28 protein-coding genes are annotated in these 26428 nt (G+C 63.0%); 19 read left to right on the forward strand and 9 right to left on the reverse strand.

Annotated features, from left to right (window positions below; translation table 11 throughout):
* Positions 1 to 58: 58 nt before the first annotated feature.
* From QP884_RS03975 to QP884_RS04010, 8 genes are all read left to right on the forward strand, one after another.
* A complete protein-coding gene (locus QP884_RS03975; RefSeq protein WP_284820837.1) occupies positions 59 to 814 on the forward strand; it encodes a succinate dehydrogenase cytochrome b subunit in 756 nt (251 codons plus the stop codon).
* Between the two features lie 15 nt (positions 815 to 829).
* Positions 830 to 2845 (forward strand): fumarate reductase/succinate dehydrogenase flavoprotein subunit, encoded by a 2016-nt coding sequence (locus QP884_RS03980; protein WP_200435948.1) that lies wholly within the window; start codon positions 830 to 832, stop codon positions 2843 to 2845.
* The gene (locus tag QP884_RS03985) at positions 2845 to 3594 is read left to right on the forward strand and encodes a succinate dehydrogenase/fumarate reductase iron-sulfur subunit (protein ID WP_005323073.1); all 750 of its coding nucleotides are present in this window, start codon (positions 2845 to 2847) and stop codon (positions 3592 to 3594) included. The genes QP884_RS03980 and QP884_RS03985 overlap by 1 nt, the downstream gene beginning before the upstream one ends.
* A 56-nt stretch (positions 3595 to 3650) precedes the next feature.
* Positions 3651 to 4025 (forward strand): hypothetical protein, encoded by a 375-nt coding sequence (locus QP884_RS03990; protein WP_179387315.1) that lies wholly within the window; start codon positions 3651 to 3653, stop codon positions 4023 to 4025.
* A gap of 251 nt (positions 4026 to 4276) precedes the next feature.
* Positions 4277 to 5611 (forward strand): DUF445 domain-containing protein, encoded by a 1335-nt coding sequence (locus QP884_RS03995; RefSeq protein WP_284820839.1) that lies wholly within the window; start codon positions 4277 to 4279, stop codon positions 5609 to 5611.
* A gap of 19 nt (positions 5612 to 5630) precedes the next feature.
* Positions 5631 to 6068, forward strand: coding sequence for a CGLAU_01105 family protein (locus QP884_RS04000; protein ID WP_284820841.1), 438 nt, complete (start codon positions 5631 to 5633; stop codon positions 6066 to 6068).
* A 5-nt stretch (positions 6069 to 6073) separates the two neighbouring features.
* Positions 6074 to 6364: a DUF2516 family protein gene (locus QP884_RS04005; RefSeq protein WP_284820843.1), complete on the forward strand. Its 291-nt coding sequence runs from the start codon at positions 6074 to 6076 to the stop codon at positions 6362 to 6364.
* Positions 6364 to 6873, forward strand: a complete 510-nt coding sequence (locus QP884_RS04010; protein WP_284820845.1) for a deoxyribose-phosphate aldolase — start codon at positions 6364 to 6366, stop codon at positions 6871 to 6873. The genes QP884_RS04005 and QP884_RS04010 overlap by 1 nt, the downstream gene beginning before the upstream one ends.
* Here QP884_RS04010 and QP884_RS04015 read toward each other — a convergent pair.
* The 3 genes from QP884_RS04015 to QP884_RS04025 all read right to left on the reverse strand — a co-directional run bounded on the left by QP884_RS04015 (position 6870) and on the right by QP884_RS04025 (position 9110).
* Positions 6870 to 7721, reverse strand: a complete 852-nt coding sequence (locus QP884_RS04015; RefSeq protein WP_284820847.1) for an LmeA family phospholipid-binding protein — start codon at positions 7719 to 7721, stop codon at positions 6870 to 6872. The two genes, QP884_RS04010 and QP884_RS04015, sit on opposite strands and share 4 nt — an antisense overlap.
* 64 nt (positions 7722 to 7785) lie before the next feature.
* Positions 7786 to 8598, reverse strand: a complete 813-nt coding sequence (locus QP884_RS04020) for a class I SAM-dependent methyltransferase (RefSeq protein WP_284820849.1) — start codon at positions 8596 to 8598, stop codon at positions 7786 to 7788.
* Positions 8599 to 8618: 20 nt separating this feature from the next.
* Positions 8619 to 9110: a DUF2505 domain-containing protein gene (locus tag QP884_RS04025; protein WP_284820852.1), complete on the reverse strand. Its 492-nt coding sequence runs from the start codon at positions 9108 to 9110 to the stop codon at positions 8619 to 8621.
* Between the two features lie 24 nt (positions 9111 to 9134).
* Here QP884_RS04025 and QP884_RS04030 point away from each other — a divergent pair, with 24 nt between their 5' ends.
* Positions 9135 to 10241 carry a UDP-N-acetylmuramate dehydrogenase gene (locus tag QP884_RS04030; protein WP_284820854.1) on the forward strand — a complete coding sequence of 369 codons (1107 nt, stop codon included), beginning with the start codon at positions 9135 to 9137 and terminating at the stop codon, positions 10239 to 10241.
* A 136-nt stretch (positions 10242 to 10377) separates the two neighbouring features.
* On the opposite strand, the gene QP884_RS04035 is transcribed toward QP884_RS04030, so the two are convergent.
* Positions 10378 to 10854, reverse strand: a complete 477-nt coding sequence (locus tag QP884_RS04035; RefSeq protein ID WP_239230480.1) for an S-ribosylhomocysteine lyase — start codon at positions 10852 to 10854, stop codon at positions 10378 to 10380.
* A gap of 71 nt (positions 10855 to 10925) precedes the next feature.
* Between QP884_RS04035 and QP884_RS04040 the strand changes: the two genes are divergently transcribed.
* Entirely contained in the window at positions 10926 to 12224 is a 1299-nt protein-coding gene (locus tag QP884_RS04040) for a YihY/virulence factor BrkB family protein (protein ID WP_284820858.1), read from the forward strand.
* Here the strand turns inward: QP884_RS04040 and QP884_RS04045 are convergent.
* The 4 genes from QP884_RS04045 to QP884_RS04060 form a co-directional block, all read right to left on the reverse strand.
* Positions 12221 to 13759 (reverse strand): AMP-binding protein, encoded by a 1539-nt coding sequence (locus QP884_RS04045; protein WP_284820860.1) that lies wholly within the window; start codon positions 13757 to 13759, stop codon positions 12221 to 12223. The two genes, QP884_RS04040 and QP884_RS04045, sit on opposite strands and share 4 nt — an antisense overlap.
* Before the next feature lie 11 nt (positions 13760 to 13770).
* Positions 13771 to 15480: a long-chain-fatty-acid--CoA ligase gene (locus QP884_RS04050; RefSeq protein WP_284820861.1), complete on the reverse strand. Its 1710-nt coding sequence runs from the start codon at positions 15478 to 15480 to the stop codon at positions 13771 to 13773.
* A gap of 72 nt (positions 15481 to 15552) precedes the next feature.
* The gene (locus tag QP884_RS04055) at positions 15553 to 16038 is read right to left on the reverse strand and encodes a methylated-DNA--[protein]-cysteine S-methyltransferase (RefSeq protein WP_284820863.1); all 486 of its coding nucleotides are present in this window, start codon (positions 16036 to 16038) and stop codon (positions 15553 to 15555) included.
* Between the two features lies 1 nt (position 16039).
* Positions 16040 to 17755: a long-chain-fatty-acid--CoA ligase gene (locus QP884_RS04060; RefSeq protein ID WP_284820864.1), complete on the reverse strand. Its 1716-nt coding sequence runs from the start codon at positions 17753 to 17755 to the stop codon at positions 16040 to 16042.
* 66 nt (positions 17756 to 17821) lie between these two features.
* Here QP884_RS04060 and mshA point away from each other — a divergent pair, with 66 nt between their 5' ends.
* The 4 genes from mshA to QP884_RS04080 all read left to right on the forward strand — a co-directional run bounded on the left by mshA (position 17822) and on the right by QP884_RS04080 (position 21903).
* A complete protein-coding gene (gene mshA, locus QP884_RS04065; protein WP_284820865.1) occupies positions 17822 to 19087 on the forward strand; it encodes a D-inositol-3-phosphate glycosyltransferase in 1266 nt (421 codons plus the stop codon).
* 39 nt (positions 19088 to 19126) lie between these two features.
* Entirely contained in the window at positions 19127 to 19873 is a 747-nt protein-coding gene (locus QP884_RS04070) for a phosphoglyceromutase (protein ID WP_200435960.1), read from the forward strand.
* 63 nt (positions 19874 to 19936) lie between these two features.
* Positions 19937 to 21199 (forward strand): sensor histidine kinase, encoded by a 1263-nt coding sequence (locus tag QP884_RS04075; protein ID WP_284820866.1) that lies wholly within the window; start codon positions 19937 to 19939, stop codon positions 21197 to 21199.
* Positions 21196 to 21903 (forward strand): response regulator transcription factor, encoded by a 708-nt coding sequence (locus QP884_RS04080; protein ID WP_284820868.1) that lies wholly within the window; start codon positions 21196 to 21198, stop codon positions 21901 to 21903. The genes QP884_RS04075 and QP884_RS04080 overlap by 4 nt, the downstream gene beginning before the upstream one ends.
* On the opposite strand, the gene QP884_RS04085 is transcribed toward QP884_RS04080, so the two are convergent.
* On the reverse strand, positions 21900 to 22826 hold the full coding sequence (locus tag QP884_RS04085; protein ID WP_284768379.1) for a hypothetical protein: 927 nt from the start codon (positions 22824 to 22826) through the stop codon (positions 21900 to 21902). The genes QP884_RS04080 and QP884_RS04085 overlap by 4 nt on opposite strands.
* Before the next feature lie 33 nt (positions 22827 to 22859).
* On the opposite strand from QP884_RS04085, the gene QP884_RS04090 reads away from it, so the two are divergent.
* From QP884_RS04090 to QP884_RS04110, 5 genes are all read left to right on the forward strand, one after another.
* Positions 22860 to 23789 carry a Ppx/GppA phosphatase family protein gene (locus QP884_RS04090; RefSeq protein WP_239193825.1) on the forward strand — a complete coding sequence of 310 codons (930 nt, stop codon included), beginning with the start codon at positions 22860 to 22862 and terminating at the stop codon, positions 23787 to 23789.
* 9 nt (positions 23790 to 23798) lie between these two features.
* Positions 23799 to 24752, forward strand: coding sequence for a tripartite tricarboxylate transporter TctB family protein (locus QP884_RS04095; RefSeq protein ID WP_284820870.1), 954 nt, complete (start codon positions 23799 to 23801; stop codon positions 24750 to 24752).
* A 72-nt stretch (positions 24753 to 24824) separates the two neighbouring features.
* Positions 24825 to 25616, forward strand: coding sequence for a pyrroline-5-carboxylate reductase (gene proC, locus QP884_RS04100; protein ID WP_284820871.1), 792 nt, complete (start codon positions 24825 to 24827; stop codon positions 25614 to 25616).
* Between the two features lie 225 nt (positions 25617 to 25841).
* The gene (locus QP884_RS04105) at positions 25842 to 26030 is read left to right on the forward strand and encodes a helix-turn-helix domain-containing protein (RefSeq protein WP_005276651.1); all 189 of its coding nucleotides are present in this window, start codon (positions 25842 to 25844) and stop codon (positions 26028 to 26030) included.
* Positions 26031 to 26280: 250 nt separating this feature from the next.
* Complete coding sequence (locus tag QP884_RS04110) at positions 26281 to 26382, forward strand: 30S ribosomal protein bS22 (protein WP_003855542.1); 102 nt, start codon at positions 26281 to 26283, stop codon at positions 26380 to 26382.
* The last annotated feature ends 46 nt before the right edge of the window (positions 26383 to 26428 follow it).

Raw genomic sequence — 26428 nt, forward strand, 5'->3', positions numbered from 1 at the left:
AATTGACTAGTAACCAGCGGTTAAGCCCAGTTAAAGTGAGGGCGACAATGGAGGTGTCATGACTTTAAGAAATCCGGACCGTGAGGCAGTAACTCACGGCCACATTACTAACGAACCAATCCGCCAGAAGCCGGGAGTGCCCTCCTGGGTTCTGAAGCTCATCATGGCCGTCACCGGCCTGCTCTTCGCCCTCTTCGTTGTTGGCCACATGGCCGGCAACCTGAAGCTGTACTTGCCGGCGAACGGCGGCGAAGAGGCTCTGGATGAATACGGCGCATTCCTGCGCTCCATGGGCGAGCCGTTGTTCCCGCATGAGGGCGCATTGTGGATTATTCGCGCCGTCCTGCTGGTCGCCATCATCGCCCACATCTACGGCGCGATCGCCCTGACCGCCCGCTCCAAGGCATCCCGCGGCAAGTTCAGCCGCAGCAACCTCATGGGTGGCCTGGATTCCTTCGCCACCAAGACCATGCTGGTCTCCGGCCTGGTTCTGCTGCTGTTCATCATCTTCCACCTGCTGGACCTGACCATGGGCGTACAGCCCATCGCCCCAGGTGACTTTGCAGAGGGCGCGGTGAAGGCCAACATGATTGCTACTTTCAGCCGCTGGCCGGTCACCATCGTGTATGTGATTGCCATGTGCTTCCTGTTCCTGCACCTCACCCACGGCATTCGCCTTGCCGCCTCTGACCTGGGTATCACCGGTGCGAAGTGGCGTCAGACCTTCCTGATCCTGGCGTACGTCATCCCGGCCGTTGTCTGCATCGGCAACATCGTTATGCCTTTGTCCGTTGCCCTGGGCTTGGTCAGCTAAAGGAGTTAGAAACCCATGACTAATACTGAACTCAAGCGCGAGCACCCTAAGTTCTCGCACCCACAGTCCATCGTTCCGGGCGTATCTGCCGGCAACATTCTGGAATCCCACGAGCCGCACGGCGTGCCGATGAAGGATATGTGGTCCCACCAAAAGGACCACATGCAGCTGGTCTCCCCGCTGAACCGCCGCAAGTTTGAGGTTCTCGTGGTTGGTACGGGCCTATCCGCCGGTTCCGCTGCGGCCGCACTGGGCGAGCTAGGCTACAAGGTAAAGGTATTCACTTACCACGATTCCCCGCGCCGCGCGCACTCCATTGCCGCGCAGGGTGGCGTCAACGCCTCCCGTGCCAAGAAGGTGGACAATGACTCCGCCTACCGCCACACCAAGGACACCGTGAAGGGCGGCGACTACCGCTGCCGCGAGTCCGACTGCTGGCGCCTGGCAAACGAGTCCGTCCGCGTCATTGACCACATGAACGCCATCGGCGCCCCATTCGCTCGCGAGTACGGCGGCACCCTGGCTACCCGTTCCTTCGGTGGTGTGCAGGTCTCCCGTACCTACTACACCCGTGGCCAAACAGGTCAGCAGCTGCAGCTGTCCACCACTTCGGCGCTCTACCGCCAGATTGGCCTGGGCAACGTGGAGCTCTTCGCTCACAACGACCTGCAGGACATCATCGTCTACAACGACAACGGTAAGAAGCGTGCCGGCGGCATCGTTACCCGCAACCTGATTACCGGTGAGCTCAAGGCCTTCACCGGCCACGCAGTTGTGCTGGGTACCGGCGGCTACGGCAACGTCTACCACATGTCCACCCTGGCTAAGAACTCCAATGCCAGCGCCATGATGCGTGCGTACGACAGCGGTGCCTACCTGGCCTCCCCGGCCTTCGTGCAGTTCCACCCGACGGGCCTGCCGGTCAACTCCGATTGGCAGTCCAAGACCATCCTGATGTCGGAGTCCCTGCGTAACGACGGCCGCATTTGGTCCCCGAAGAAGGAGGGCGACGACCGCGACCCGAATACCATTCCGGAAGAAGAGCGCGACTACTTCTTGGAGCGCCGCTACCCGGCATTCGGCAACCTGGTTCCGCGTGACGTTGCTTCCCGCGCCATCTCGCAGCAGATCAACGCCGGCCTGGGCGTTGGCCCGCTGCACAACTCGGTGTACCTGGACTTCCGCGACGCCATCGAGCGCCTGGGCAAGGACAAGATCCGCGAGCGCTACTCCAACCTCATCGAAATGTACGAAGAGGCCATCGGCGAGTCTGCTTATGAGACCCCGATGCGCATCGCCCCGACCTGCCACTTCACCATGGGTGGCCTGTGGACCGACTTCAACGAGATGACCTCCATCGATGGCCTCTTTGCCGCCGGTGAGTGCTCCTGGACCTACCACGGTGCTAACCGCCTGGGTGCTAACTCCCTGCTTTCGGCTTCCGTCGATGGCTGGTTCACCTTGCCGTTTACCATCCCGAACTACTTGGCCGACCACCTCAACGAGGAGAAGCTGGCCGAGGATTCCCCAGAGGCACAGGCAACCCTGGCACAGTCCCAGGAGCGCATCGACCGCCTCATGGGTGTGCGCGGTGAGAACCCGCACGGTCCGTCCTACTACCACCGCCAGCTGGGCGATATCCTCTACCACGGCTGCGGTGTGTCCCGTAACGTCGAGGACCTCAAGACCGCGATCACCAAGATCCGCGAGCTGCGCGAGGACTTCTGGGCTAATGTCCGCATTCCGGGTGAGGCCAATGACATGAACCAGGTGCTGGAATACGGCCTGCGCGTTGCCGACTACCTGGACCTGGGCGAGCTCATGTGTGTTGACGCTCTGGACCGCGACGAGTCCTGTGGCGCCCACTTCCGCGAGGACCACCTCACCGAGGACGGCGAGGCAGAACGCGACGACGAGAACTGGTGCTTCGTTTCCGCCTGGGAGCCGGGCGCTAATAAGAACGAGTTCATCCGCCACGCCGAGCCGCTGTACTTTGATTCGATCCCGCTGATGACAAGGAACTACAAGTAATGAAACTGACACTTGAGATCTGGCGTCAAGCCGGACCGACCCAAGAAGGCCACTTCGAGACCGTCCAGGTGGATGACGCTTCTGAGCAGATGTCCATCCTGGAGCTGTTGGACCACGTCAACGAGGGCTACATTGAGCGCGGCGAAGAGCCCTTCGCCTTCGCTTCTGACTGCCGTGAGGGCATCTGCGGTACCTGTGGTTTGACCGTCAATGGTCGCCCGCACGGCCCTGGCCAGAACACCCCTGCCTGCCAGCAGCGCCTGTTCAACTTCACCGATGGCCAGACCGTCAAGCTGGAGCCATTCCGTTCCGCTGCCTACCCCGTCATCAAGGACATGGTCGTAGACCGCGCGGCACTGGATCACGTCATGGAGCAGGGCGGCTACGTCTCCATGGATGCTGGTACCGCTCCGGATGCGGATACCATGCACCTCAACCACGAGACCGCCGAGTACTCGCTGGACCACGCTGCCTGCATTGGCTGCGGTGCCTGCGTTGCTGCCTGCCCGAACGGTGCGGCTCACCTGTTTACCGGCGCGAAGCTGGTGCACCTTTCCCTGATGCCACTGGGCAAGGAAGAGCGTGGCCGCCGTGCTCGCAACATGGTCGACGACCTGGAAGCCAACTTTGGCCACTGCTCCCTCTACGGTGAGTGTGCCGATGTCTGCCCGGCTGGCGTTCCGCTGACTGCAGTTTCTGCGGTTACCCGCGAACGTGCACGTGCTGCTTTCCGTGGCAAGGACGACTAAGCTAAGGTTATTCCGTAGGAATACTAGGAACGAGAGAAAGACAGAAAGACTCCGCCATGAGCGATAACACCCACGCAGTCGCTGACTACGCCAGCGAGACCTACCCGGAGTTCTCCGGCAAGATTCAGGACACCTACATTGAGGGCTACGATCCAGTATCCTTCGGTGCTCCTCACTCTTCCCTTCTGCGCACCTCCACCTGGGTGGGCATGGGTCTGATCCTGTCTTGCCTCCCAGCCGCCGGCATCCTCATCTGGGGCCTTGGCGTGTGGGATACCCCGCTGGGCACTGCCGGTGAGGGCAACTACTCCCTGACCATCATCATCGGCATTATCGCTCTGGTGGCTGTGGCTATCGCCGCATTCGGCACCGTCCACTACGGCCGCCGCTACTACCGCAAGTACCGCAAGGAAACCGGCCGAGCTAACTAAGGCAGCTGCCTAATCTAGGCATTGCCTAAGTTTCTGTACTGACTCGACGCAACCCCCGCCTCCATTAGCATGTTCACCGTGCAGGAGGCGGGGGTTGCGTGATCTCTCACCATCTAAACGACTCTGCCGCTAGCAGGTGGTAGCGATTCAACAAGTCGCTGGAATGACGGCAACCACCGGGCGTGTCCGAGGTGGGCACTAGTGTTATAGAACGAAGCTGAAATACACTTTCACAACCTCAAGGAGAACTCATGACGCACCGCGCGGAGGAAGGCCTCGAATCGGCTACGGCATCGGCATCGTCGGGTGCTGCTCCCGTGCCGCAGGCTGGCAACCAGGAGGCCCGGCGTGCGGATCTGCGGCGGTGGAAGGCGATTGCGCTGTCGTTCCTGATTGGTGCGGCGGTGATCTTTTTGGGGTGTTCGTGGTGGCAGGCGTCGGAAAGCGGGGCTCCAGTGTGGGTGGGCTACGTGCGTGCAGCGGCAGAGGCCGGCATGGTGGGTGGCCTGGCGGACTGGTTTGCGGTGACCGCGCTATTTCGCCGGCCGATGGGGCTGCCCATCCCACACACGGCGCTGATTCCGAATAACAAGGACCGCGTGGGCGATGCCTTAAGTGACTTTGTGGAGGAGAACTTCCTGACTGCGGATGCGCTTAGCGCCAAGGTCCGGGAGGCGGAGCTGCCACTATGGCTGGCGCGCCAGGGTGTGGAGCCCGGCAAGGCGGAGGAGGTCTCCGCGTGGATTGGCCAGCGTGCCGCCAGCGTGGTGGAGGATCTCGACCCCGAAGAGGCAGAGCATTTCATCCGCACCCAAGTCATGGATCGTCTGGCCGAGCCAGAGTGGGGCCCGCCGCTGGGTAGGTTGCTGGAGGGCTATATTGCTGACGGCAAGGCTCGTCCGCTGGAAGACGACCTCATTGAGTGGGCACACGGCAAGATTCTGAGCATGGAGCCCACCGTGGTCACCGCAATCGACGAGCGCATGCCGGGATGGGCGCCGCGCTTTGCCCGCGAGATGGTGGGGGAGAAGGTCTATACCGAGCTCGTGGAATTCGCCGATGAGGTGCGCCGCAACGGCAACCATGAGGCCCGCCTGGCCATTCGCCGCAACCTGTCCAAGCTGGCCTCGGATCTGCAGTGGGACGAGGACATGCGCGGGCGCATCGAGGGCATCAAGCAAGAAATGCTCGCCTCCGACCAAGCCCAGCAGGCACCGGCTGCCATGTGGCGCACGGTATCCACCACGCTCATTGATCAGCTCAATGACCCGGAGTCCTTCCTGCGCCAGAAGATTACGGCGAAGGTAAAGGAGCTGGCGCACCGCCTGCTCGAGGACTCCGAGTTCTTGGCCCAGGCCAATGCGCTCGTGGACAAGGCCGCGCGCTACGCGGTGGAGAAATTCGCGCCGGAAATTATCGCGATTATCCCGGAGACCATCAAGCGTTGGGATGCGGAGGAAGCCTCCCACAATATCGAGCTCATGGTGGGCAAGGACCTGCAGTTTATTCGTTTGAACGGCACTATCGTCGGTTCCCTGGCAGGATTGGTGATATTCGCGATCAACCACCTTATCTTTGGTGCTTAGATAAAAGGAGTAATGAGCAATGAGTGATAATAAGAAGATTTTCGATTCCCTAAAGGATGCCGGCAGCGCTGCTTTTGAGGTAGCCAAGGACTTCGGCGGCCGCCTGCAAGAAGAACGCACCCAGCACGCTCAAGGCGCGCAGGCACACAGCCCTTACGGCGCCACCGGCAAGGATGGCCTGGTAGATAAGGCCACTGCCACCGCGAAGGAATTTGGTGCTTCCTTGAAGAAGGCCGCGGACGGCACCCGCGAGTCCGCGTCTTTCGCTGACGCTAAGGGCAAGTTCTCCACCGCTTATAGCGAGACCCGCGAGGGCGTGATGGACGCCTATAATTCCGCCCAGGCCCGCCGTGCGGAAAAGAAGAATGCGGCGCGCCCTGGCCAGGATTCGGCTCCTTCGCAGGGCGATAATATTATCGATGGCGAAGTAATCGAGACTGACGATCCACAGAATTAAACTACATGTATTTTCTTTATGATCTTGCCCTGAACCTAGACAGGTACCTCTTCCAGGTCCTCGCCCTGACCGCCATCGTCGGTGCGGTCCTCGCCGCCACCACCCGCGAGGATGCCTTCCGAGCCGGCGACCGACAAGGTAAGTGGGTATGGGTAGGCCTGCTGGCTGGTTCGGCGGTAGCGATGGCCACCGGCATGCCATTCCTGTCCTGGATCGGCGCGGTCATTACCGGCGTGTACTGGTTTGATGTGCGCCCGCAGCTCAAGGCCATCATCAACGGCGATTACAGCTACTAATGCTTAACCTGCTTGCTGCCCCGGCCGCGACGGTCAAGGACCGCGCCGCCGATAACACCGTCGTGGTCTCCCCGCACCATGTTTCCATTGCCGCGGGGGCCGGCGCGGCCGATATCATCTCCGTTGCCGGTTATCCCACCGGCCGCCACCACACGCTCATCAAGGCCTCTGAGGCGCGCTTGGCCATCCAATCCGGCGCCAGCGAGGTGTGGGTCAGCCTCGATGAGACCGTGACGGATGCCAATGCCGTGCTCTCCGAGCTCATCGCCATCCGCGAGGCCTGCCCGGATCCGGCCCGCTTGGGCCTCATCGTCCCAGACGCCCCGCTTGCCGACGCCACCCTCAACGCCGCCCACCAAGCCGGCTATCAGCGCCTCATTGTCCGCAGAAGCGAGGCTGCGGCCGCGGACCGCGCGGATTCCGGCGCCGGTGAAGAAGGCATGAAAAAAGGACCGGCGTTGGCGGCTGCCATTCTTCCGGTCCTCGAATTTCCCGCGGCTTTGGTTTAGACGGCTTCCTTCTGCGCGTCCTGCTGCGGCGCGTCATCGTTGGCCCCACCATTGCCGGTGGTGCCCTCGCCGCCACCGGCCAGCTTGTCCATGTCGTTCATCGGAACATCGGTGCCGGTGATGGTGAGCTTGAGTTCGCCATCGAGCACCTCCACGGAATCGACGTTCATGTCCGAGCCCACGAACTGATCCGACATGCCGTTTTGCAGCGCGGAGGAGATGGCTTCGGTAGCCTGCTCCGGCAGCTCAAGGCCGAAGATGGCGGCCTCGGTGGCGCGGATATCGAGCTTTCCATCGTGGGCGGTGGGCTCCAGCGAGAGGTTGGCCAGGCCGCCGGCGAACTTCACGTCCAGCACATGGTCCTGCTCATTGGCGGTAATCTCCGTGACCACCATATTGCCCACTTTGTCGTTGCCGGCTTGTTCGGAAATACCCTTCTGGAAGGAGGCCAGCAGGTAGTCATCCGGCACGGTGGTAGAAGCGCGCAGCTTACCGGCCACCGGATTGTCCTGGTCCGTGCTCATATCTTCCACGTGGATATCGGAGGCAGGCTGGCCCTTGATCTCGGTGCCGTCGATTTGCAGGGTGGACGGCGTGGTCATATCCATCTGGGAAATGGAACCCTTAAACAGGCCCAATAGCAGCGGGCTGCCGCCGAAGCTGACGGAGGGGTCCTCTTTGACCTGGATGCCCTCTTGCTCAGCGGCCTCGTTGAACTGCGAGGTCATCTGGTGGCCGATGAACCAGCGCAGGCCGAACTCGGCCAGCAAGATGAGCACGAGGAGTGCTACGAGGATGCCAATGATGATTTTCCAGGCGAGTGAACCCGCCGATTTCTTCGAAGCCATGCGTACCAGTGTGGCGCATGAGACGGCGCGGGGCAAAGTCTGCGGCGAAGTTAGCAGGACATTTTTAACCTTGCGGCGCCACCGATTCCCAGTCCACGGTGAGCACATTATCGCGCAGGCGCCGGCGGACGGGGTGGATGTTAAAGGGGGCGTCGGCAAGCATGGCCCTTGCCATACGCCAGCGCACGCGCGGTCCGTAAGGCGCCCAGCCGGCCGCACGGTCCCAGGCCTCGTCGGCGGCCTGAAGTAGCTCGTGGATGGGCTCGCCGGGCACATTGCGGTGGATGAGGATTTTGGGCAGGCGCTCGGCAATATCGGAGGGGCGCGCCACATCAAACGGGTCCCACGCCAGGGTGAGCGTCCGCGGACCGTGGGCATCGAGCAGCAACCAGGCCGCGCGCCGGCCGAGTTCATCGCAGGTGCCCTCCACAAAGAAGCCGCCCGGGGCAAGCCGGGAGCACACCGTCTGCCAGGCCTCTTCCACCTGGTCCACGTCATACTGGCGCAGCACATTAAACGCGCGCACCAGCTGCGGCCGGTAGCCGGCCAGCTCAAAACCGCCCAGCTCGAAGCGCACGCCATCGCGCGGCGGCAGTACCCGGTCCGGGTGGATCTCCAATCCGCGCACGTCTACCCGCGGATTCGCCCGGTGCAGCCAGCCTGCCCACTCCACGGTGGTGGCATGCGAGGCCCCGTAGCCCACATCCAGCGCCAGCGGCGTATCCACATGCCGCAGCAGCGCGGAAATCTCCGGGTGCGCGAGCATCCACCTATCGCAGCGGCGCAGCCGGTTGTGGTTGGTGGTGCCGCGGGTAATAACGCCAAAAGGCCGACCCGCAGCTGCGCTAGCGCGCAGATTATGTGCGTGGTCGGCCATAGACTTTGGGTTTTGAGAACTTAGGCGTTCTCAGAGATCCACTGTTCGGTCAGCTTGCCCTCGTTATCGAAGAGCTCGCCCAGGGACTCGCCCACCTTCGGCTCGATGGCGGCGCCCATCATCGGAATGTTGACGGAAATCTCGTTGACGTAGGACAGCTTGGTCATCTCGCCCTCGCCAGCCAGGGAGATATCGCCCTTGAAATCAACCGGGGTGCCCTTGACATCCGCGGTGTAGTTAACGTCAGCAGCCTCACCGTTGAGCTCGCCCACGGTAACCACGCGCTTGACCTTCAGGTCCTGGGAGACCATGGCGCGTACTGCCTCTGGCAGCAGGGTGGTCGGCAGAACCTCGAAGAGGGTGGCTACGTTATCGCTGAACTCGTGCACCTGGCCCGCCTCAGGGGAGAGGTTGGCCACGATGTACTCCCAGTATTCCTTGGTGAGCAGCGCCTTGTGAACCTTTTCGATGGGCTGATTGATGGTTACGGTGTTTTCACTACGGGTTGACATGCCTAACAGACTACCTTGGTAGGCGTGCTTGATAAATCTTTGACGCAACAGCTCACAGCGATCGACGGCGTAGAACTGGACCCCGCCGCCACCTTCGCGGACCTGACTACGCTGCGTGTAGGCGGAAAACCGCAGGCCGCACTGCGCTGCTCGCAGCCGGAGGCCGCCGTTGCCGCGGTGCGTGCCCTTGATCACGCCGAAGTGAAATTCATCGTCGTTGGCGGCGGCTCCAACCTCTTGGTGGCCGATGGCGCAGTGGATCTCGTCGCGGTCATCCTCGACTTCGACGAGGTCTCTATGAATACCGAGACCGGAATGGTGCGCGCACAGGCGGGCGCCGTCTGGGATGACGTGGTGGCTCGCTCAGTGCAGCTCGGCCTGGGTGGCATCGAGTGCCTCTCCGGCATCCCCGGCACCGTGGGCGCGGTCCCCGTGCAGAATGTGGGTGCCTACGGCGCCGAGATCTCCGAGGTCCTTACCCGCGTGCGCCTTTATAACCGCCGCACCGGTACCGATGAATGGGTTCCCGCCTCCGATCTGGAGCTGGCCTATCGCTATTCCAACCTAAAATTCACCGGCCGCGCCGTGGTGCTGGAGGTGGAGCTCCAGCTCGATACCGAGGGCCTTTCCCGCCCGCTGCGCTTTGGCCAGCTCACCCAGAACCCGGGCGAGCGCCGCCCCGTGGCCGAGGTCCGCGAGGAGGTCCTCAAGCTCCGCCGCGGCAAGGGCATGGTGCTCGACCCCACCGACCATGACACCTGGTCCGCCGGTTCCTTCTTTACCAACCCGGTGGTGGACTCCGCTCTTGCCGACGCCGTCCAGGCCAAGGTCCGTACCTCGCTTGGCGACGCCACCGCAGACTCCATGCCCCGCCATCCCTCTGCCGAGGCCGGCCGGGAAAAGCTGTCCGCCGCCTGGCTCATTGATCGCGCCGGGTTTGCCAAGGGCTACCCGGGCTCCGGCCGGGCCACCCTCTCGACGAAGCACACGCTGGCGCTGACCAACCGCAGCGAGGCCACGGCCGCCGATATCGTGGACCTGGCTCGCACCATCCGCGACGGCGTCCACGAGACCTTCGGCGTGGAACTCGTGCCCGAACCCGTGTGGATCGGCCTTTCCCTCGACGAGTAGCGCGCGACCGCGCTGTCGCTCCGGTCTCTGGGGCATAAAACCTGCAAAGCAGCCACGATAGCGCCCTTAACCACGCGGTTTTCGGGTCTATCGTGGCTGCTTTTTCAGTTCGGCGCCTAGCGCGCCGGCGACTCGCTTAGGCGGCCATGACCTGGAGCCACTCATCCTTAGCGCCCAAGAATGCGCGGGCTGCCTCCTGCGCGCCCTCCAAGCTGTGGTGCGCACCCCAACCGCACTGCTCTTCGTTGGCGGCCGGTACCTCGGTAGCGTTAAGAATATCGTTGAGCGCGCCTTCCACCGCGCGCAGCAGCTCGTCCTGCTCCATGCCGTTGGTGATGGCATAGAAGCCGGTGCGGCAGCCCATCGGGGCGAAACCGATGAGCTTATCGGTGTAATTGCGCATGAAGTTTGCCATCATGTGCTCCACCGAATGCAGCGCCTTGGTATCCAGGTGATCCTGGTTAGGCTGGCAGAAACGCAGGTCATACTTAATGATTTCGACGCCGCCGCCCAAATCCGTGCGGTCGGCCACGCGAATATACGGCGCGCTGACTAGGCGGTGGTCGAGTTCGAAGGACTTAACGTTGAGCTTGGTGTCATTTTGTTCAGTCATGCTTTTCTAGTGTAATCACAGCTGAGTGTCACTTCCTGAAATAGATTCTTTACCGCATACGCTGGGATAACATGAGCACTCTCGACGACGCAGCCGAGGTCCCCGGCGCCACACGCACCCCTGGGGACTTGCCTTCTGCCGAACAGCCTGACGGCGAGCAGCCCGCCGGCGAACAGCCTGCCGGCCGCCAGCCTGCCGGCACTCCGTCGAGCGCCGCGGCCACTCCGGTGAGCGAATCCGAGTACGAGGGGGCGGATAAGATCGTGCCCAGCACCGCGCCCACTGTGGTCAAAATTGAGGGCCACACCGAGGAAGTAGATCCCCTGGCCCGCGGCAACCGCTTGCGCAAGGAAAGCTGGGGGCTGGTGGTGCGCCGCGTGTGGGCCGATTTCTTTCACGATGCCTTGATGGATCGTGCGGCCACGATGACGTACTTCACGCTCATGGCCTTTGCCCCCACGGTGCTCGCGGCTTATTCGATAGCCACGCTCATCTTTTCCTCGCGGCGCGCCGAGGTACACGAATTAACCTCACAGTTCATTGCGGACTACGTGCCCAGTTCCATGACGGAGCAGGCGGAAAAGCTCGTGGGCTCCATCATTGGTTCCACGGCGCAAGGCACCTTCGCGCTGGTGGTATCCGTGCTGATTTCGCTCTTTGCCGCCTCGGCCTATGTGCGCGCCTTCTCGCGCACGGCCAATACCGTCTATGGGCGAGTAGAGGGCCGCGGAATCATCCGCACTTGGGCGTTGATGTGGGGGCTGACCATCGTCCTCGTCATCGGTGCGGTCATCGTGCTCTTTGCTAACCTGCTGCGCGATACCATCGTGAGCGGCGTCATCGATCCGCTCGCGGGCAAACTGGAGATGCAAGGCACCGCGGACTTTTTGGGTGGGATCTTCATGCCAGTGTGGAATTGGCTGCGCTTCCCGCTCACCGTGGTGATCGTGCTGAGCTTGATCGCTATCTTGTATCACTTTTCCCCGAACGTGCGGCCGGCGCGCTTTCGGTGGATAACCCTAGGCTCCGTTGTAGCGCTGAGCACCAATGTTGTGGTGTGGGGCGCATTTGCGCTGTATACCCAGCGCTTTGCCGGAGCCAGCGTCTATGGCGCCTTCAGCCTCATCATGGCCGTATTCATGGCCGTATGGCTATCTAATACGATGCTCATTCTGGGCATCAAGCTCGATGCGGAGATCCTGCGCGCCAAAGAGCTGCAATTGGGTCTGCACGCCGCGCGGCATATCCAGACCCCGCCGCGTTCCGACGCCGCCGCTAAGTCCCAAGCCCGCGCCCAGCACGACCTTGAGGAACGTTCTGAGCGCATCTACCAACAGGCGGTGCGCCGGGGAGGGCAGGAAGAAGGCTAGCCCTGGTTGAGTAGCGCGAGGAGATCGCGCTGGACATCGCGGCGGCGCAGCTTGCCCAGCTGATCGCTGGCGAGCGCCTCCATGGCAAAGAAGCGCTGCGGGACCTTATAGCGCGCCACCAACACGCGGCAATGGTCGCGCAAGGCGGACTCGTCGAGCTGCGCGCCGGGGGCAAGCACCACGCAGGCGGCGACGTCTTCTGAACCATCGGAGCGAGGAACGCCGACGACCGCGGCCTGGGCAATATCAGGATGGGAGGTTAAAGCCTCCTCGACCTCGCCGGGATAGACATTGAAGCCACCGGTGATGATGATTTCCTTGATGCGGCCCACCAACCGGATATGGCCGTCAGGCTGGCGCACGCCCATGTCCCCGGTGCGGAACCAGCCGTCGTGGAAGGCGGCGGCGGTGGCGGGGGCGTCGGCAAGGTAGCCGCTAAAGACTTGCGGGCCGCGGGCGAGGATCTCGCCGGCCTCGCCATCCGGCTGGGTGCGGCTGAGGTCGTGAGGATCGCCGATGCGCAGCTGCGTATCCGGCAGCGGCAGGCCGATGGTGCCGGCGCGCCGGGTGTCATCGAGGGGATTGATAGTCAGCACGGGAGAGGTCTCCGTAAGCCCATAGCCTTCCACCAGCATGCCGCCGGTGCGCGCCTCCCACGGCTCAATGATGCGCGAGGGGAGGGAAGCCGCGCCCGAGATGGAGTAGCGCACCCCGCCGAGGTCCGCGGGCGCGTCAGAAGCGGCTGTGTCTGCGGCCGAGGGCGTGGCCGCCATGGCGCGCTCGTAGATGGTGGGCACGCCCGGCATCCAGGTGGGGCGGCGGGCAGCAAGCGCCTTGGTCACCGCGTCGGTGTGTGGGGCAGGCAGCAGGATGATCTCGGCCGCGCAGCGCACCGCGAGGAGCACGCTCATAGTCAGGCCATAGGAATGGAACATGGGCAGTGCGGCCAGAAAGCGCTCGTGTCCGGGGCGCAGCGGGGCCTGGGTTTCCAGCTGCAGGCAGTTGGCCGCGAGGTTGCCGTGGGTTAAGACCACGCCCTTAGGCTGGGCGGTGGTGCCGGAGGTGTAGAGGATAAGGGCGGCGTCGGCAAGTGCGGCAGGGTGCGGTTCCACCGGGGCGCCGCTGAGGGGAAGCGGCTCGCTGAGGGAAACGGAGATGGTGGTCTCTACCTGCGCGGAGACGGTGGGGGCGATGTCCTCCCAGGCAATCGCCACGCGGGCGCCATGGTGGGCGAGCAGCGGGGTGAGCTCGTGCGCGGTATAGCGCGGATTGTGCTCCACCACCACCGCGCCCAGGCGCAGAATGGCGAAGAATGCCACCACGTGCTGCGGGCAATTGGGCAGCAGGAGCGCCACGCGGTCGCCGGGGCGCACACCCATCTCGCGCAGGGCCCCAGCCGCGGCCGCCACCTGGGCGTCGAGCTCGCCATAGGTCAGCGTCTGGCCAGCGAAATAGGTGGCGGGGCGCTGGGGAAACCTGGCGACGGCGGCCGCGAGGAAATCCGTCAGGGTAGCGCCGTAATGAATGTCTGCCATAGCCGCTAAGTTTAGGCCTTTGCCTCCAGCAGCTCGAGTAGGTCCTTGCGTACCTGGTGGCGGCGAATCTTACCCAGATTGTCGCGCGCTAAATCCTCAAAGTGATAGAACGTGCGCGGGACCTTGTAGCGGGTCAGGCGCTCGCGGCAGAATTCTTTCAAACCCTCGGGATCGAGCACGGCGCCATCGCGCAAGGTGACGCAGCCGACGACGTCCTCGGAGCCATCTTGGCGCGGGCGACCCACGGCGGCGACCTCCACGACGTCGGGATGCTGGGCAATGGCCTCTTCCACCTCGGCGGGATACACGTTGAAGCCGCCGGTGATGATGATTTCTTTGATGCGGCTGACCAGCTTGATATAGCCATCCGGCTCCATGAGTGCCATATCGCCGGTGCGGAACCAGCCATTGTGGAAGGTCTTTTCGGTGGCCGCGGCATTGCCAAAATAGCCTTGGAAGATCTGTGGGCCGCGCGCGAGCATCTCACCCGGTTGGCCGTCGGGCTGGGTTTCATCCAGGTTATCGGGATTGGCAATGCGCACCTCCGTATCCGGGAAAGGCACGCCCACATAGCCGGGGCGGTGCTTGCCATTCATGGGATTGGCCGTAAGTACCGGGGAAGTCTCCGTCATGCCGAAGCCCTCCACCAGCCGGCCGCCGGTCAAGGCTTCCCAGCGCTCCACAATCTCTACGGGCAGCGTGGCGGCGCCGGAGAAAGCATTGCGGATGCCGCTTAAGTCGACGTCCTTTTCTTCCGCCGCGTCCATGATCTTCTGATACAGCGTGGGCACGCCCGGCAGCCAGGTAGGCGTGCGCTTCTTTACGATGTCCATAATCAGCGGCATCTGCGGGGAGGGGACCAGGATGAGCTCGGCGCCAAGGTAGATGCTGAAGATGCACAACGTGGTCATGCCATAGGCGTGGAAGATGGGCAGTGCCGCGAGGAAGCGCTCTTGTTGCTTGCCCATCTGTGGCACCCAGGCCTTACCTTGGATGGCATTGGCAATGAGGTTGCCGTGTGAGAGCAGGGCACCCTTGGGCTTTCCGGTGGTGCCGGAGGTATAGAGGATGAGCGCAATATCGTCCTGGGAGATCTCAGGGACGTCGAGGTCCGAGCCATCGCCGCCAATGGCCGCGCCGATGAGGGTGGACCACTCCACGGTATTGGGCGCGGGGCTGGTGAGCTGCTCGCGCTTGGCGGCCAGCGGTGGGATGGGCAGGCGCAGCGCGAGGCGCTTGAGCGGTGGCATGGCATCGACCATGTTGACGGAGACGATGGTCTCCAGCGGGGTGGTCGAGCGCAGCCTTTCTAGCGTGGAGGCGGTTTTATCCCAGGAGATGGCCACGCGCGCGCCGTGGTCATTGAGCAAGCCTTCTAGCTCCGGGGCGGTGTAGAGCGGGTTGTGTTCGACCACGGTGGCGCCAAGCAATTGCACCGCGTAGAAGGCCGCGACGTGCTGGGGGCAGTTCGGTAGCACGATGGCGACCTTGTCGCCGGGGCGAATGCCAAAAGCTTTGAGCCCGGCCGCAGCGGCGCGCACCTGGGTATCGAGCTCCGCGTAGGTCTGCGTCTTACCGAAGAAGTAGGTGGCGGATTTATTGCCATTGACTCGCAGGTTATTGCGGTAGTAGTCGACGATGGTTTTATCGCCATAGTCCAGCGTGTGTGGGGTCCAATCGCTGTAGTGCTCGAGCCAGGCTCGGGAGGTGGAAGCGGACACGCGGAAAACCTTTCGTTTGGCTACAAAAACTATTTCTGAGGGGATAGCATATCTCAAATATGAGGAATCCCTCTAGTTTTCTTCTAGTGTTAGCAAAAAGCGTTTGGCGTCCAGACCGCCCGCATAGCCACCGAGCCCGCCGTCGCTGCGCAGCACACGGTGGCATGGCCGCACGATGAGCAGGGGATTGGCGCCGCACGCACTGCCCACGGCCCGCGTCGCGCCGGGCCGGCCCAGCAGCTTGGCGACGTCGCGGTAGGTGACCGTCTCCCCATAGCCAATCTCGGCCAGTCGCGCATGCACCGCGGCGCGAAAGTCGGTCGTCGCAGGCGGGTCGAGGGGCAGTTCAAAGGCGCGGCGCTGGCCGGCGAAATACTCCGCGAGCTGTGCCTGGGCGGCGTCGAGCACGTCCGCGCTGCGCTTATCGATGCCCCCTTCATCCACACCGCCCACCGCTTCCAGCGGGGTGCTGGCCGCGGTGAATTCGACGCGGGAAAGCCCCCGCGGGCTCGCCTGCAAGCGCAGGGGTCCGAGGGGGCTATCGATGAGGCGGAACATGTTAGTTCTGTTCGGCCTCGAGGCGGCGGATGAGGTCAGCCTGGACCTCGCGGCGGCGGATCTTGCCCATCTGGTCCTTGGCCAGCTCCTCAAAGTGGTAGAAGGTGCGCGGGACTTTGTAGCGGGTCAGGCGCTCGCGGCAGTAGTCCTTGAGTCCCTCCGGATCCAGGGCGGCGCCATCGGCGAGGTCGAGGCAGGCCACGACGTCCTCGGAGCCGTCCTCGCGCGGGCGGCCGACCACGGCGACGTCATCAATGCTCGGGTGCTCGCGCAGGATTTCTTCCACCTCGCCCGGGTACACGTTGAAGCCGCCGGTAATGATGATCTCCTTGATGCGGCTGACCAGGCGGATGAAGCCGTCTTCTTCCATGACACCCATGTCACCGGTGCGGAACCACTCGCCGTGGAAGGCGGCCTCGGTGGCCTCTTCATTGTTGAGGTAGCCCTTGAAGATCTGCGGGCCGCGGGCCAGCACCTCGCCCTCAACGCCGTCCGGCTGGGTCTCGTCCAGGTTATCCGGGTTGGCAATGCGCACCTGGGTATCCGGGAACGGGATGCCCACGTAGCCCGGGCGGCGGTCGGTGCTCATGGGGTTGCCCACGATAATCGGCGAGCACTCGGTGAGGCCATAGCCCTCCACCAAGAGGCCGCCGGTGTAGTTCTCCCACTTGTTGACCGTGTCCGAAGGCAGGGTAGACGCGCCGGAGAAGGCCGCGCGTACACCCTTGATGGGGATTTCCTGATCCTCGGCGGCCTTCACGATGCGCTCGTAGAGCGTCGGCACGCCCGGTACCCAGGTCGGGGTGTGCTTCTTCATCAGCTGCATGATGAGCGACATATCTGGCTTGGGCAGGATGACTAACTCGCCGCCGATGAACTGCGCCAAGGTTACGTTCATGGTCAGGCCATACGCGTGGAAGAAGGGGAGGGCGGCGAGCATGCGCTCGGGCTTATCGCCCAGGCCAGGAACCCACGCCTTGCCCTGCATCAGGTTAGAAAACAGGTTGCCGTGCGAGAGCATGGCGCCCTTGGGTTTTCCGGTGGTGCCGGAGGTGTACATGATGAGTGCGATGGTGTCCTTGTCCACGTCCTCCGGCGTGGTGATATCGCTGCCGTCGCCGCCGATGGCATTGCCCACCAGGGTCTCCCACGGCACGGTATTGGGCGCCGGGGACGATAGCTGCTCGCGCTTTGATTTCAGTGGCGGGATGGGCAGGCGCAGGGCCGCGCGCTGCAAGGTAGGCATGGCGTTGATCATGTTGATGGACACGACCGTTTCCAGGTTGGTGGTCGCGCGCAGCTTCTCCAAGGTCGGCGCTGCCTTATCCCAGGCGATGGCGATGCGCGCGCCGTGATCCTGGAAGAGACCCTCCAGCTCGTGGGCGGTGTAGAGCGGGTTGTGCAGCACCACCTGGGCGCCCAGCTTCAAGATGGCGTAGAACGCCGCGATGTACTGCGGCGAGTTTGGCGCCACGATGGCGACGCGGTCACCGGGGCGCACGCCGAAGGCCTTCAAGCCAGCGGCCGCAGCGCGAACCTGACGGTCCAGCTCCGCATACGTTTGGGTGCGCCCGAAGAAGTAGGTGGCCGGTTTATCGGCGTTGACCTCAAGGTTGTTGTCGTAGATATCCAGCAACGTGGTGTCGCCGTACTCGAGGTGGTGCGGTGTCCATTCCGGGTAATACTGGAGCCAAGCCTGTGATTCGTATGCGGACAAAACTTTACCTTTCGGTGGCGTAGGTTTCTGGCAGGGGCCAGTATAGCGCCGGTAGAATTGAGCGCCATGCGCATCGCCATGATCTCTATGCATACCTCGCCGATTGAACAGCCCGGCTCGGGGGACGCCGGCGGCATGAACGTCTACGTCCTCAATAGTGCGCGCCAACTGGCTCGCCGGGGAATAGAGGTGGACGTCTACACTCGCGCGACGCGGCCTAGCCAAGGCGAAATCATTGAGGTTGAACCCCACCTGCGCGTTATTAATATCGTCGCCGGGCCGTACGAGGGCCTGGATAAAGAGGATCTGCCTACCCAGCTGGCCGCTTTCGCGGGCGGCATGGTGCAATTTGCCAAGTGGCAGGGCAAGAAATATGACCTTATTCACTCGCACTACTGGCTCTCCGGTCAGGTGGGCTGGCTACTGCGGGATCTCTGGGGCATCCCGCTCATCCACACGGCCCATACCCTCGCCGCGGTGAAGAACGCCTCCCGTACCGCGGATGACACCTTGGAGTCCGAGGCCCGCCGCATCTGCGAGCAGCAACTAGTGGATAACGCGGACCTGCTCGTGGTCAATACCGAGCAAGAGGCCCGCGACCTGGCCGAGCACTACGACGCCGAGTGCGACATCATTCGCGTGGTCTCTCCCGGCGCCGACGTCGAGCTTTTTACCCCAGGTACGGACCGCAATACGGAGCGCTCCCGCCGCGAGCTGGGCATTCCACTGCACACCAAGGTGGTGGCCTTTGTGGGGCGCCTGCAAAAATTCAAGGGCCCAGAGGTCCTCATTCGTGCCACGGCCGAGCTCTTCCGCCGCGAACCGACCCGCAACCTGCGCGTGGTCATCTGTGGCGGACCATCGGGGGCCAATACGGCGCCGGAGGCGTATAGGGAGTTGGCGCGTGAGTTGGGCGTCGATAAGCGCGTGCGCTTTTTGGGAGCCCGCCCGCCAGAGGAGCTGGTGGGGGTCTACCGCGCGGCCGATATCGTAGCGGTGCCTAGCTATAACGAGTCCTTCGGCCTAGTGTCGCTGGAGGCCCAGGCCTCTGGCACGCCGGTGGTAGCCGCGGCCGTCGGCGGGCTGCCCATAGCCGTGGCCGACGGGGAGACCGGCTTGCTGGTGCACTCGCATGACCCGTCCGACTGGGCCGATGCTCTAGCCCGCCTGCTTGACGACGACCCCATGCGCATCGCCATGGGCGAAGCCGCCGTCGCCCACGCCGCGCGCTTTAGCTGGGCCAGCTCCGCCGCCGCGCTCGCAGAAATCTATGACGAGGCCAGCCGCATCGAGGTCCCGGATTGCCATCAACGGCGGGCGATTGGGGATTAAACCCCGACGCCGGTAATAATTTCGTGGCATGCTGGAGGCATGACTAACGGAAAACTGATTCTTCTTCGCCATGGCCAATCCAAGTGGAACGAGTCCAACCAGTTCACTGGCTGGGTTGATGTAGATCTGACCGAAAAGGGCGAGGCGGAAGCCAAGCGCGGCGGTGAGCTGCTCGCGCAGGAAGGCGTTCTGCCCGATGTACTCTATACCTCTCTTCTGCGCCGTGCTATCCGCACCGCGAACATCGCTCTCAACGCCGCCGACCGCCACTGGATCCCAGTGGTGCGCGACTGGCGCCTCAACGAGCGCCACTACGGCGCCCTGCAGGGCCTGAACAAGGCCGAGACCAAGGAAGAATACGGTGAGGAAAAGTTCATGGCATGGCGCCGCTCCTATGACACGCGCCCGCCGGAGCTGGCCGATGACTCCGAGTACTCCCAGACCAATGACCCACGCTACGCGGACCTGGATAAGGTCCCGCAGACCGAGTGCCTGAAGGACGTCGTCGCCCGCTTCGTGCCGTACTTCGAGGAGGAAATCCTCCCACGTGCCAAGAAGGGCGAGACCGTGCTCATCGCCGCGCACGGCAACTCCCTGCGCGCACTGGTCAAGCACCTGGACAATATCTCCGATGATGATATTGCCGGCCTGAATATTCCGACCGGCATCCCGCTGGTCTATGAGATCACCGAGGATGGCTCCGTAGTAAACCCAGGTGGCACCTACCTGGATCCGGAAGCCGCCGCTGCCGGTGCCGCCGCCGTTGCTGCGCAGGGTGGTAAGTAAGAAACTGCGCCACAGTCCCCGGGGAGTATTCCCTGGGGACTTTGTGGTGGATAGGGTAGACACGTGGAATTGATTCTTTCCTTTGCCGCCGGCGTGGTGGCCTGCGGGTTGGCGCTGCCGGTGATTTCTTGGCTGCGCGGGCGCATTGCGCGCTACCGCCAAGCCACCGATGCCGAGGCCAACCAGGTCACGACGGTCAGCCAGGTGCTGCACTTGGCCGTGCAGGGCTCGCCGACGGCCCTGGCGGTGCTGGACCGCAGCCAAGAAATCGTCATGTCCAATCCGGCAGCCCACGAGATGTCCCTGGTGCATGATCGCGCCGTGAACCCGGACGTGTGGCAGACCGCGCAGGAGGTCTTCGAGGACAAGGAGACCCGCACCGTCGACCTGGCCATTCCCAAGCGCCGCACGGGCCACCGCGTCACCCAGTTCAAGGCGGTCATTAAGCCGCTGACGCTTAACGACGGCCGCTTTGTCATCATTTACGGCACCGATGAGAGCGAAAACGTCCGCATGGAATCCGCACGCCGCGACTTCGTGGCAAACGTCTCCCACGAGCTCAAGACCCCCGTCGGCGGCATTGCCCTGCTGGCCGAGGCCCTGTTACAAGACCCCGGTGACCCGGAAACCGTGGAGTACTTTGGCAACAAGGTCTACAAGGAAGCCAACCGCATGGCCGATATGGTCAGCGAGCTTATTTCCCTGTCCAAGCTGCAGGGCGCTGAGGCGCTGCCAGAGATGGAACCGTTGGCCGTCGATGACCTCATCGAGGAAGCGCTCTCGCGCAACCAACTGGCTGCGGAGGCCCGCTCCATCGAGCTCAACCGGGGCGCCTCCGTTGGCGTGCAGGTCAAAGGAGATAGGTCCCTGCTGGTTACCGCACTGTCTAACCTCATCTCCAACGCGATTAACTATTCGCCGGAGAAGATGCCGGTATCGGTCTCCCAGAAAGTGGTGGATGGCGGGGTCGTGCTCATCCGTGTCACCGACCGCGGCATCGGCATCGCACCAGATGATCAAAAGCGCGTCTTCGAGCGCTTCTTCCGCGTAGACCAAGCCCGGTCGCGGCAGACCGGAGGCACTGGCCTAGGATTAGCAATTGTTAAACACGTGGTGGCCAACCACGGCGGCAACATCAAACTGTGGTCCCGACCCGGTACCGGTTCCACATTCACCATTGAGTTGCCTATCTACAGGGAAGAAAAGCCAGCGCAGGATGCTGGCATGAAGGATAATGAGAAAAAGGATGCCGTCACTGCGGCGGCGCCTGGGCTCCCGCGTGCAGTAGCACGCGTCGCAGCACGTCGAAAGGATAAAGCACAATGACCACCATCCTCATCGTTGAAGATGAAGAGTCGCTGGCAGATCCGCTGGCATTTCTCCTCCGCAAGGAGGGCTTCGAGCCGATCATCGCGCACGATGGCCCCACCGCGCTGGAAAAGTTTGCCGCTAACGACATCGATATCGTCCTTCTAGACCTCATGCTGCCCGGCATGTCTGGCACCGAGGTTTGCAAGCAGCTGCGCACCACTTCTTCCGTGCCGGTCATCATGGTGACCGCGCGCGATTCCGAGATCGACAAGGTTGTCGGCCTCGAGCTGGGCGCCGATGACTACGTGACCAAGCCCTATTCCTCCCGCGAGCTCATCGCGCGTATCCGCGCGGTTCTGCGCCGCGGCCACGATTCCGGAGCCGGTGCCGATACCGAGGCCGAAGAAGACGTAGCCGAGCAGATCCTCGAGGGCGGTCGCGTCAAGATGGACGTGGAACGCCACACCGTTACCGTGGCGGATGAGCCGGTATCCATGCCTCTTAAAGAGTTCGACCTCCTGGAGTACCTGCTGCGCAACGCCGGCCGCGTACTTACCCGCGGCCAGCTCATTGACCGCATCTGGGGCGCCGATTATGTTGGCGACACCAAGACGCTCGATGTTCACGTCAAGCGCCTGCGTTCCAAGATCGAGGAGCAGCCCTCCCGCCCGAAGCACCTGGTTACGGTGCGCGGCCTGGGCTATAAATTCGAGCTCTAGCTCTCCGCCTGCTGGCTTCCTGCCTGTAGGCTCCCGGCCTTCACGCTGGCCGGGTGCTGCGTGAGCTGGACGCCGTGCTCGGCCGCCGCGGCGCGGGCCTTGCAGTGCGCGGCCAGAATCTCATAGGACTCCCGGCCCATGAGCGCTACCAGCTCGTCCTCGTGCGACTGCCACATCGGCAGCGGGTTGGCATGGCAGGCAGCATCGGCCGAACAATACCAATCAAAGTCCTCGCCGCCATTGCCCCAACCGCGGCGGTCATACTCGCCGATCTGCGTGCGCAAAATCTCCTGCCCATCCGGGCGCTCTTCATAGTCTTCGTACCGGCGCAGCGGCAGCTGCCAGCACACCTCGGGTTTTACCACCGTGAGCTCCTCGCCGGTATCGACAGCCCACTGGTGTAGCGCGCAGCCCGTACCCGTTGCCCAGCCGGCGCGGTTGGCAAAAATGCACGCGCCATCCACAATGGGGGTCTTTAGCGCCGGTTCCGGCTCGCCGTCCTCGCCGTCGAGCTCGTCCCACTCCAGCCATGGCTCCAACTCGTCCGTAGCGTCCTGCGCGAGGAACTCATCTACCCCCGCTGGGCGCAGCTGCCAATACTTGGCGGGCATGCGCGAGACGGCGTCGTAAAGCTGGTCGCGGTCTTCCTCATCGGCCATATAGGCGCCATGCACGCAGCAGCCCACCTCGGGCTGGCTCTTATCGATGCCCCGGCATGCCGACGTCCCAAATTGGCAGCTGTAGTGCGATTCCACCCATGTCAGGTCGATGGAAAAGACGTGGTGTGGGTCGTTCGGGTTGGTAAATTCGAACCACTCCCGCGGGAAATCAGGGGCCTCTTCGCGGCCCGCTCTTATCGACGCCGCCGCGGGCGAGCTCGCGGGAAAACCTAGGTATACCGTGTCAGATTTTGGGCGATTCACACCTAACCACGGTAGACCTACTACGCTATTAGTGTGCGATTAGGTGTATTAGACGTCGGAAGCAATACCGTCCACCTCGTTGCGGTCGATGCCGCGACGGGCGGGCGGCCCACTCCGATGAGCGATTGGAAGACCCCGCTCCGGCTGGTAGAACAGCTGGACAAGAAGGGCAACATCCATGAAAAGGGTGTAAAGAAGCTGGTCAGCGCCGTGGCGGAGGCGAGCGAGCTAGGCGATAAGCTGGGCTGCGCGGAATTTATCGCCTTTGCTACCTCGGCGGTGCGCTCTGCACCCAATTCCGAGGCCGTGCTCGATGAGGTGGAAAAGCAGACCGGCGTACGCCTGCAGATCCTCTCCGGCGTGGAAGAAGCCCAACTGACCTTCCTCTCCGCACGCCGCTGGTACGGCTGGTCCGCCGGCCGCATTACCAACCTGGACATCGGCGGCGGCTCGCTAGAGCTGTCCACCGGTACCGACGAGCACCCAGACCTTGCCTTCTCCCTCGACCTGGGCGCTGGCCGGTTGACCCATAATTGGTTCGACACCGACCCGCCAGAGAAGAAAAAGGTAAGCGCGCTGCGCGATTTCATTGATGCGGAGCTTGAGGACGCCGCCCAGCAGATGAAGGCCATGGGCCCCGCTGGCCTTGCCGTGGGTACCTCCAAAACCTTCCGTACGCTGGCCCGCCTGACCGGTGCCGCACCTTCGTCTGCCGGCCCATACGTCAAGCGCACGTTGACTGCACCGGGTCTGCGCCAGTTGATCTCCTTTATCTCTCGCATGACTGCGGCAGACAGAGCGGACCTAGAAGGTGTAAGTTCTAACCGATCGCACCAAATCGTTGCCGGCGCTCTAGTGGCCGAGGCATCCATGCGAGCCTTGGACATCGAGAAGCTGGAAATCTGCCCGTGGGCGCTGCGTGAGGGCGTCATTTTGCGCCGGACCGACAAGGGATTGGAATAGGAAGAGATCATGGCTGACAAGAACAAGTTGACCGTGGCAGAGCTGCTGGCTCGCGATAAAAAGGCCCGCGGCGAAAAGGGCGGCAAGGACGACAAGCGTTCGCGCCGCCACCGCCGCAGCCTCGATGAAGGCGGCATCTCCGTTGCCGAGCTAACCGGCAACCTCAAGAAGGTCAAGGCTTCGCCTGCCGAGGCCAAGCACACCTCCGTCTCCATCGACGAGGACGCTCCCGTCATCCGCGCCCCCAAGGCTGCCGACGCGACCGATGCCGACTCCGCGAAGAAGTCCACCGCAAAGAAGCCTGCCGCTGCCGGCGCGGTACAGGAGGCGGCGAAGAAGAAGCAGCCTTCTGCCGATGACACCGCGGTAATCCAGCGCGTGGATAAGGCAAAGGCGGACGACGCTAAGCCGGCTGCCACCAAGCCTGCCGCGGCGAACGCAGCTACGGCCAAGCCTGCAGCGGAGAAGCCGACCGCTGACAAGGCCGGCGCGGACAAGGCCACCGCAGCGAAGCCCGTTGCTGAAAAGCCGAAGGCCGACAAGGGCGCGAAGGCAGCTGGAGCGGGAGCTGCCGCTGCAGGCGCTGGAGCGGCCGCTGCGGCGGCGGTGCCGGCGTCGAAGAAGGCGGGCGTCGCTAAGGATGCCGAGGAAACCGGCAACCTGCCCAAGATTGAGGACGACGAAGAGTGGATCGAGGAAGAGCACGAGAAGCTCAACCCAGTTTCCATCCTGCTGATGATTGTCGCGGGCATCTTGCTGGCGATTGTCATCTTCAAGGGCTTTGAGATTCTGTGGGATAGCTTCCCGCGCGTGATCGTCGCCATCCTCGCGTTGTGCGTCACCGCGATTATGGTGGGCGTGACGCACGCCCTGCGCACCGCGCGCGATGGATTCTCCATGTTCCTGGCCGGCTTTACCGGCCTTATCCTGACCTTCGGCCCGCTGCTGCTGGTTATGCTCTAAGCCCCCGCTTGTCGACGCCCCGGTTACCCCACGCGGTAGCCGGGGTTCCGCATTTTTGGCATGGTGGAGACTATGACAAAGATTGCAATTTTAGGCGGCGGACAAATCGGTGAGGCTTTGACCTCGGGACTCGTAGCTTCGGGCTTTGCGGTCTCGGATATCACGGTCACTAACCGCACCGAATCCCGCAGCCAGGAACTCAAAGAAACTTATGGCGTCGCCACCACCAGCGATAATGCGGCGGCGGTGGACGGCGCGGACTATATCTTCGCGTGCGTGAAGCCCTACGCCATCCTGGACCTGCTCGAAGGCCTTGAACCGGCCAAGGATGCCGTGGTCGTGTCCATGGCAGCGGGCCTGACGCTCGAGCAGCTGCAGGGTGCGGCGGGCGAAGGCGTGCCGGTGGTGCGCGTAATGCCCAATACCCCCATGTTGGTGCGCCGCGGCATGTGCACCTGCGCGGCCGGTGAGCACGTGAGCGACGCCCAGATGGACGGCGTGCGCGAGCTGCTGGAGGCCGTCGGCGAGGTAGCGGTCATCCCAGAGAAGAATATCGACGCCGCCACCGCACTGGCGGGATCCTCCCCGGCCTATTTCTTCCTTGTGGCAGAAGCGCTTGTCGATGCCGGCGTGCAGCTCGGCCTTCCCCGCGACGTCGCCGAGAAGCTTGCCGCCCAGGCCGCAGCCGGCTCTGGTGAGATGCTGGCTAGCTCCGGCCGCTCGGCCACCCAGCTGCGCGCTGGCGTAACCTCGCCGGGCGGCACTACCGCGGCCGCCGTCCGCGAGTTGGAGGAGTCCGGCCTGCGCGGCGCGTTCTACCGCGCGGCAGAAGCCTGCTCCGATAAGGCCAAGGAGCTCGGCTAGCGCCGCCGTGTGCGACCTCCCCGTGGTGGGGGTGTACCCACCCGGGAGTGTTGGGGCGGGTGTTAAGCAGCGCTTTTAGGGGAAACCCTAATGAATGCTGTGAAAAAATTTGGCACTTGGGTCGCATTAGTCACATGTTTCACGATAGGCTAGGGCAAGCACGTGCGTGAAGTCCTGTGGGAGGGGAAGCCTACAGCGCGTAACGAGCTGAAGGGTTAGATATATATGGCAAATGAAGAAAAGGGAACCTTTCTGACGATCGCGGAGGTCGCCGAGATTATGCGCGTCTCCAAGATGACCGTCTACCGTTTGGTTCACGCAGGCGAAATGCCGGCTGTTCGCGTCGGACGCTCCTTCCGCGTTCACGAGTCTGCCGTCAACGAGTACCTGGAGGCTTCCGTTTACGGAGCCTAGGCTCGCGCCGCACAGACAGCGCCCACCTCTGTTGGCCCTCGTGGTCAGCGGTGGTGGGCGCTGTTGTTTCTCACTGTTGTTGTCGCGGGCCCTTTTTGGTCACGGGCTGGGTGCTGGGTAAGATGGTGTGCATTCGTGTCGGCTCGCTGATGTGGCCCGCGGTCCGTGTGGCCACGGCGGCAAGAGTGCACCTTCGCCGTTTTAGCGCTGACAAGTTTGACAGTACGTACTACACGAAAGTGAGGACTCCATGGGTTCCGTCATTAAGAAGCGCCGCAAGCGCATGTCCAAGAAGAAGCACCGCAAGATGCTGCGCCGCACCCGCGTGCAGCGCCGTAAGCTGGGCAAGTAAACCCCAGCCCGCTTCTTGCCCTCCGCCATTGTGCGGAGGGCTTTTG

The organism is Corynebacterium tuberculostearicum (genome assembly GCF_030229345.1).
Lineage (GTDB): Bacteria > Actinomycetota > Actinomycetes > Mycobacteriales > Mycobacteriaceae > Corynebacterium > Corynebacterium tuberculostearicum_G.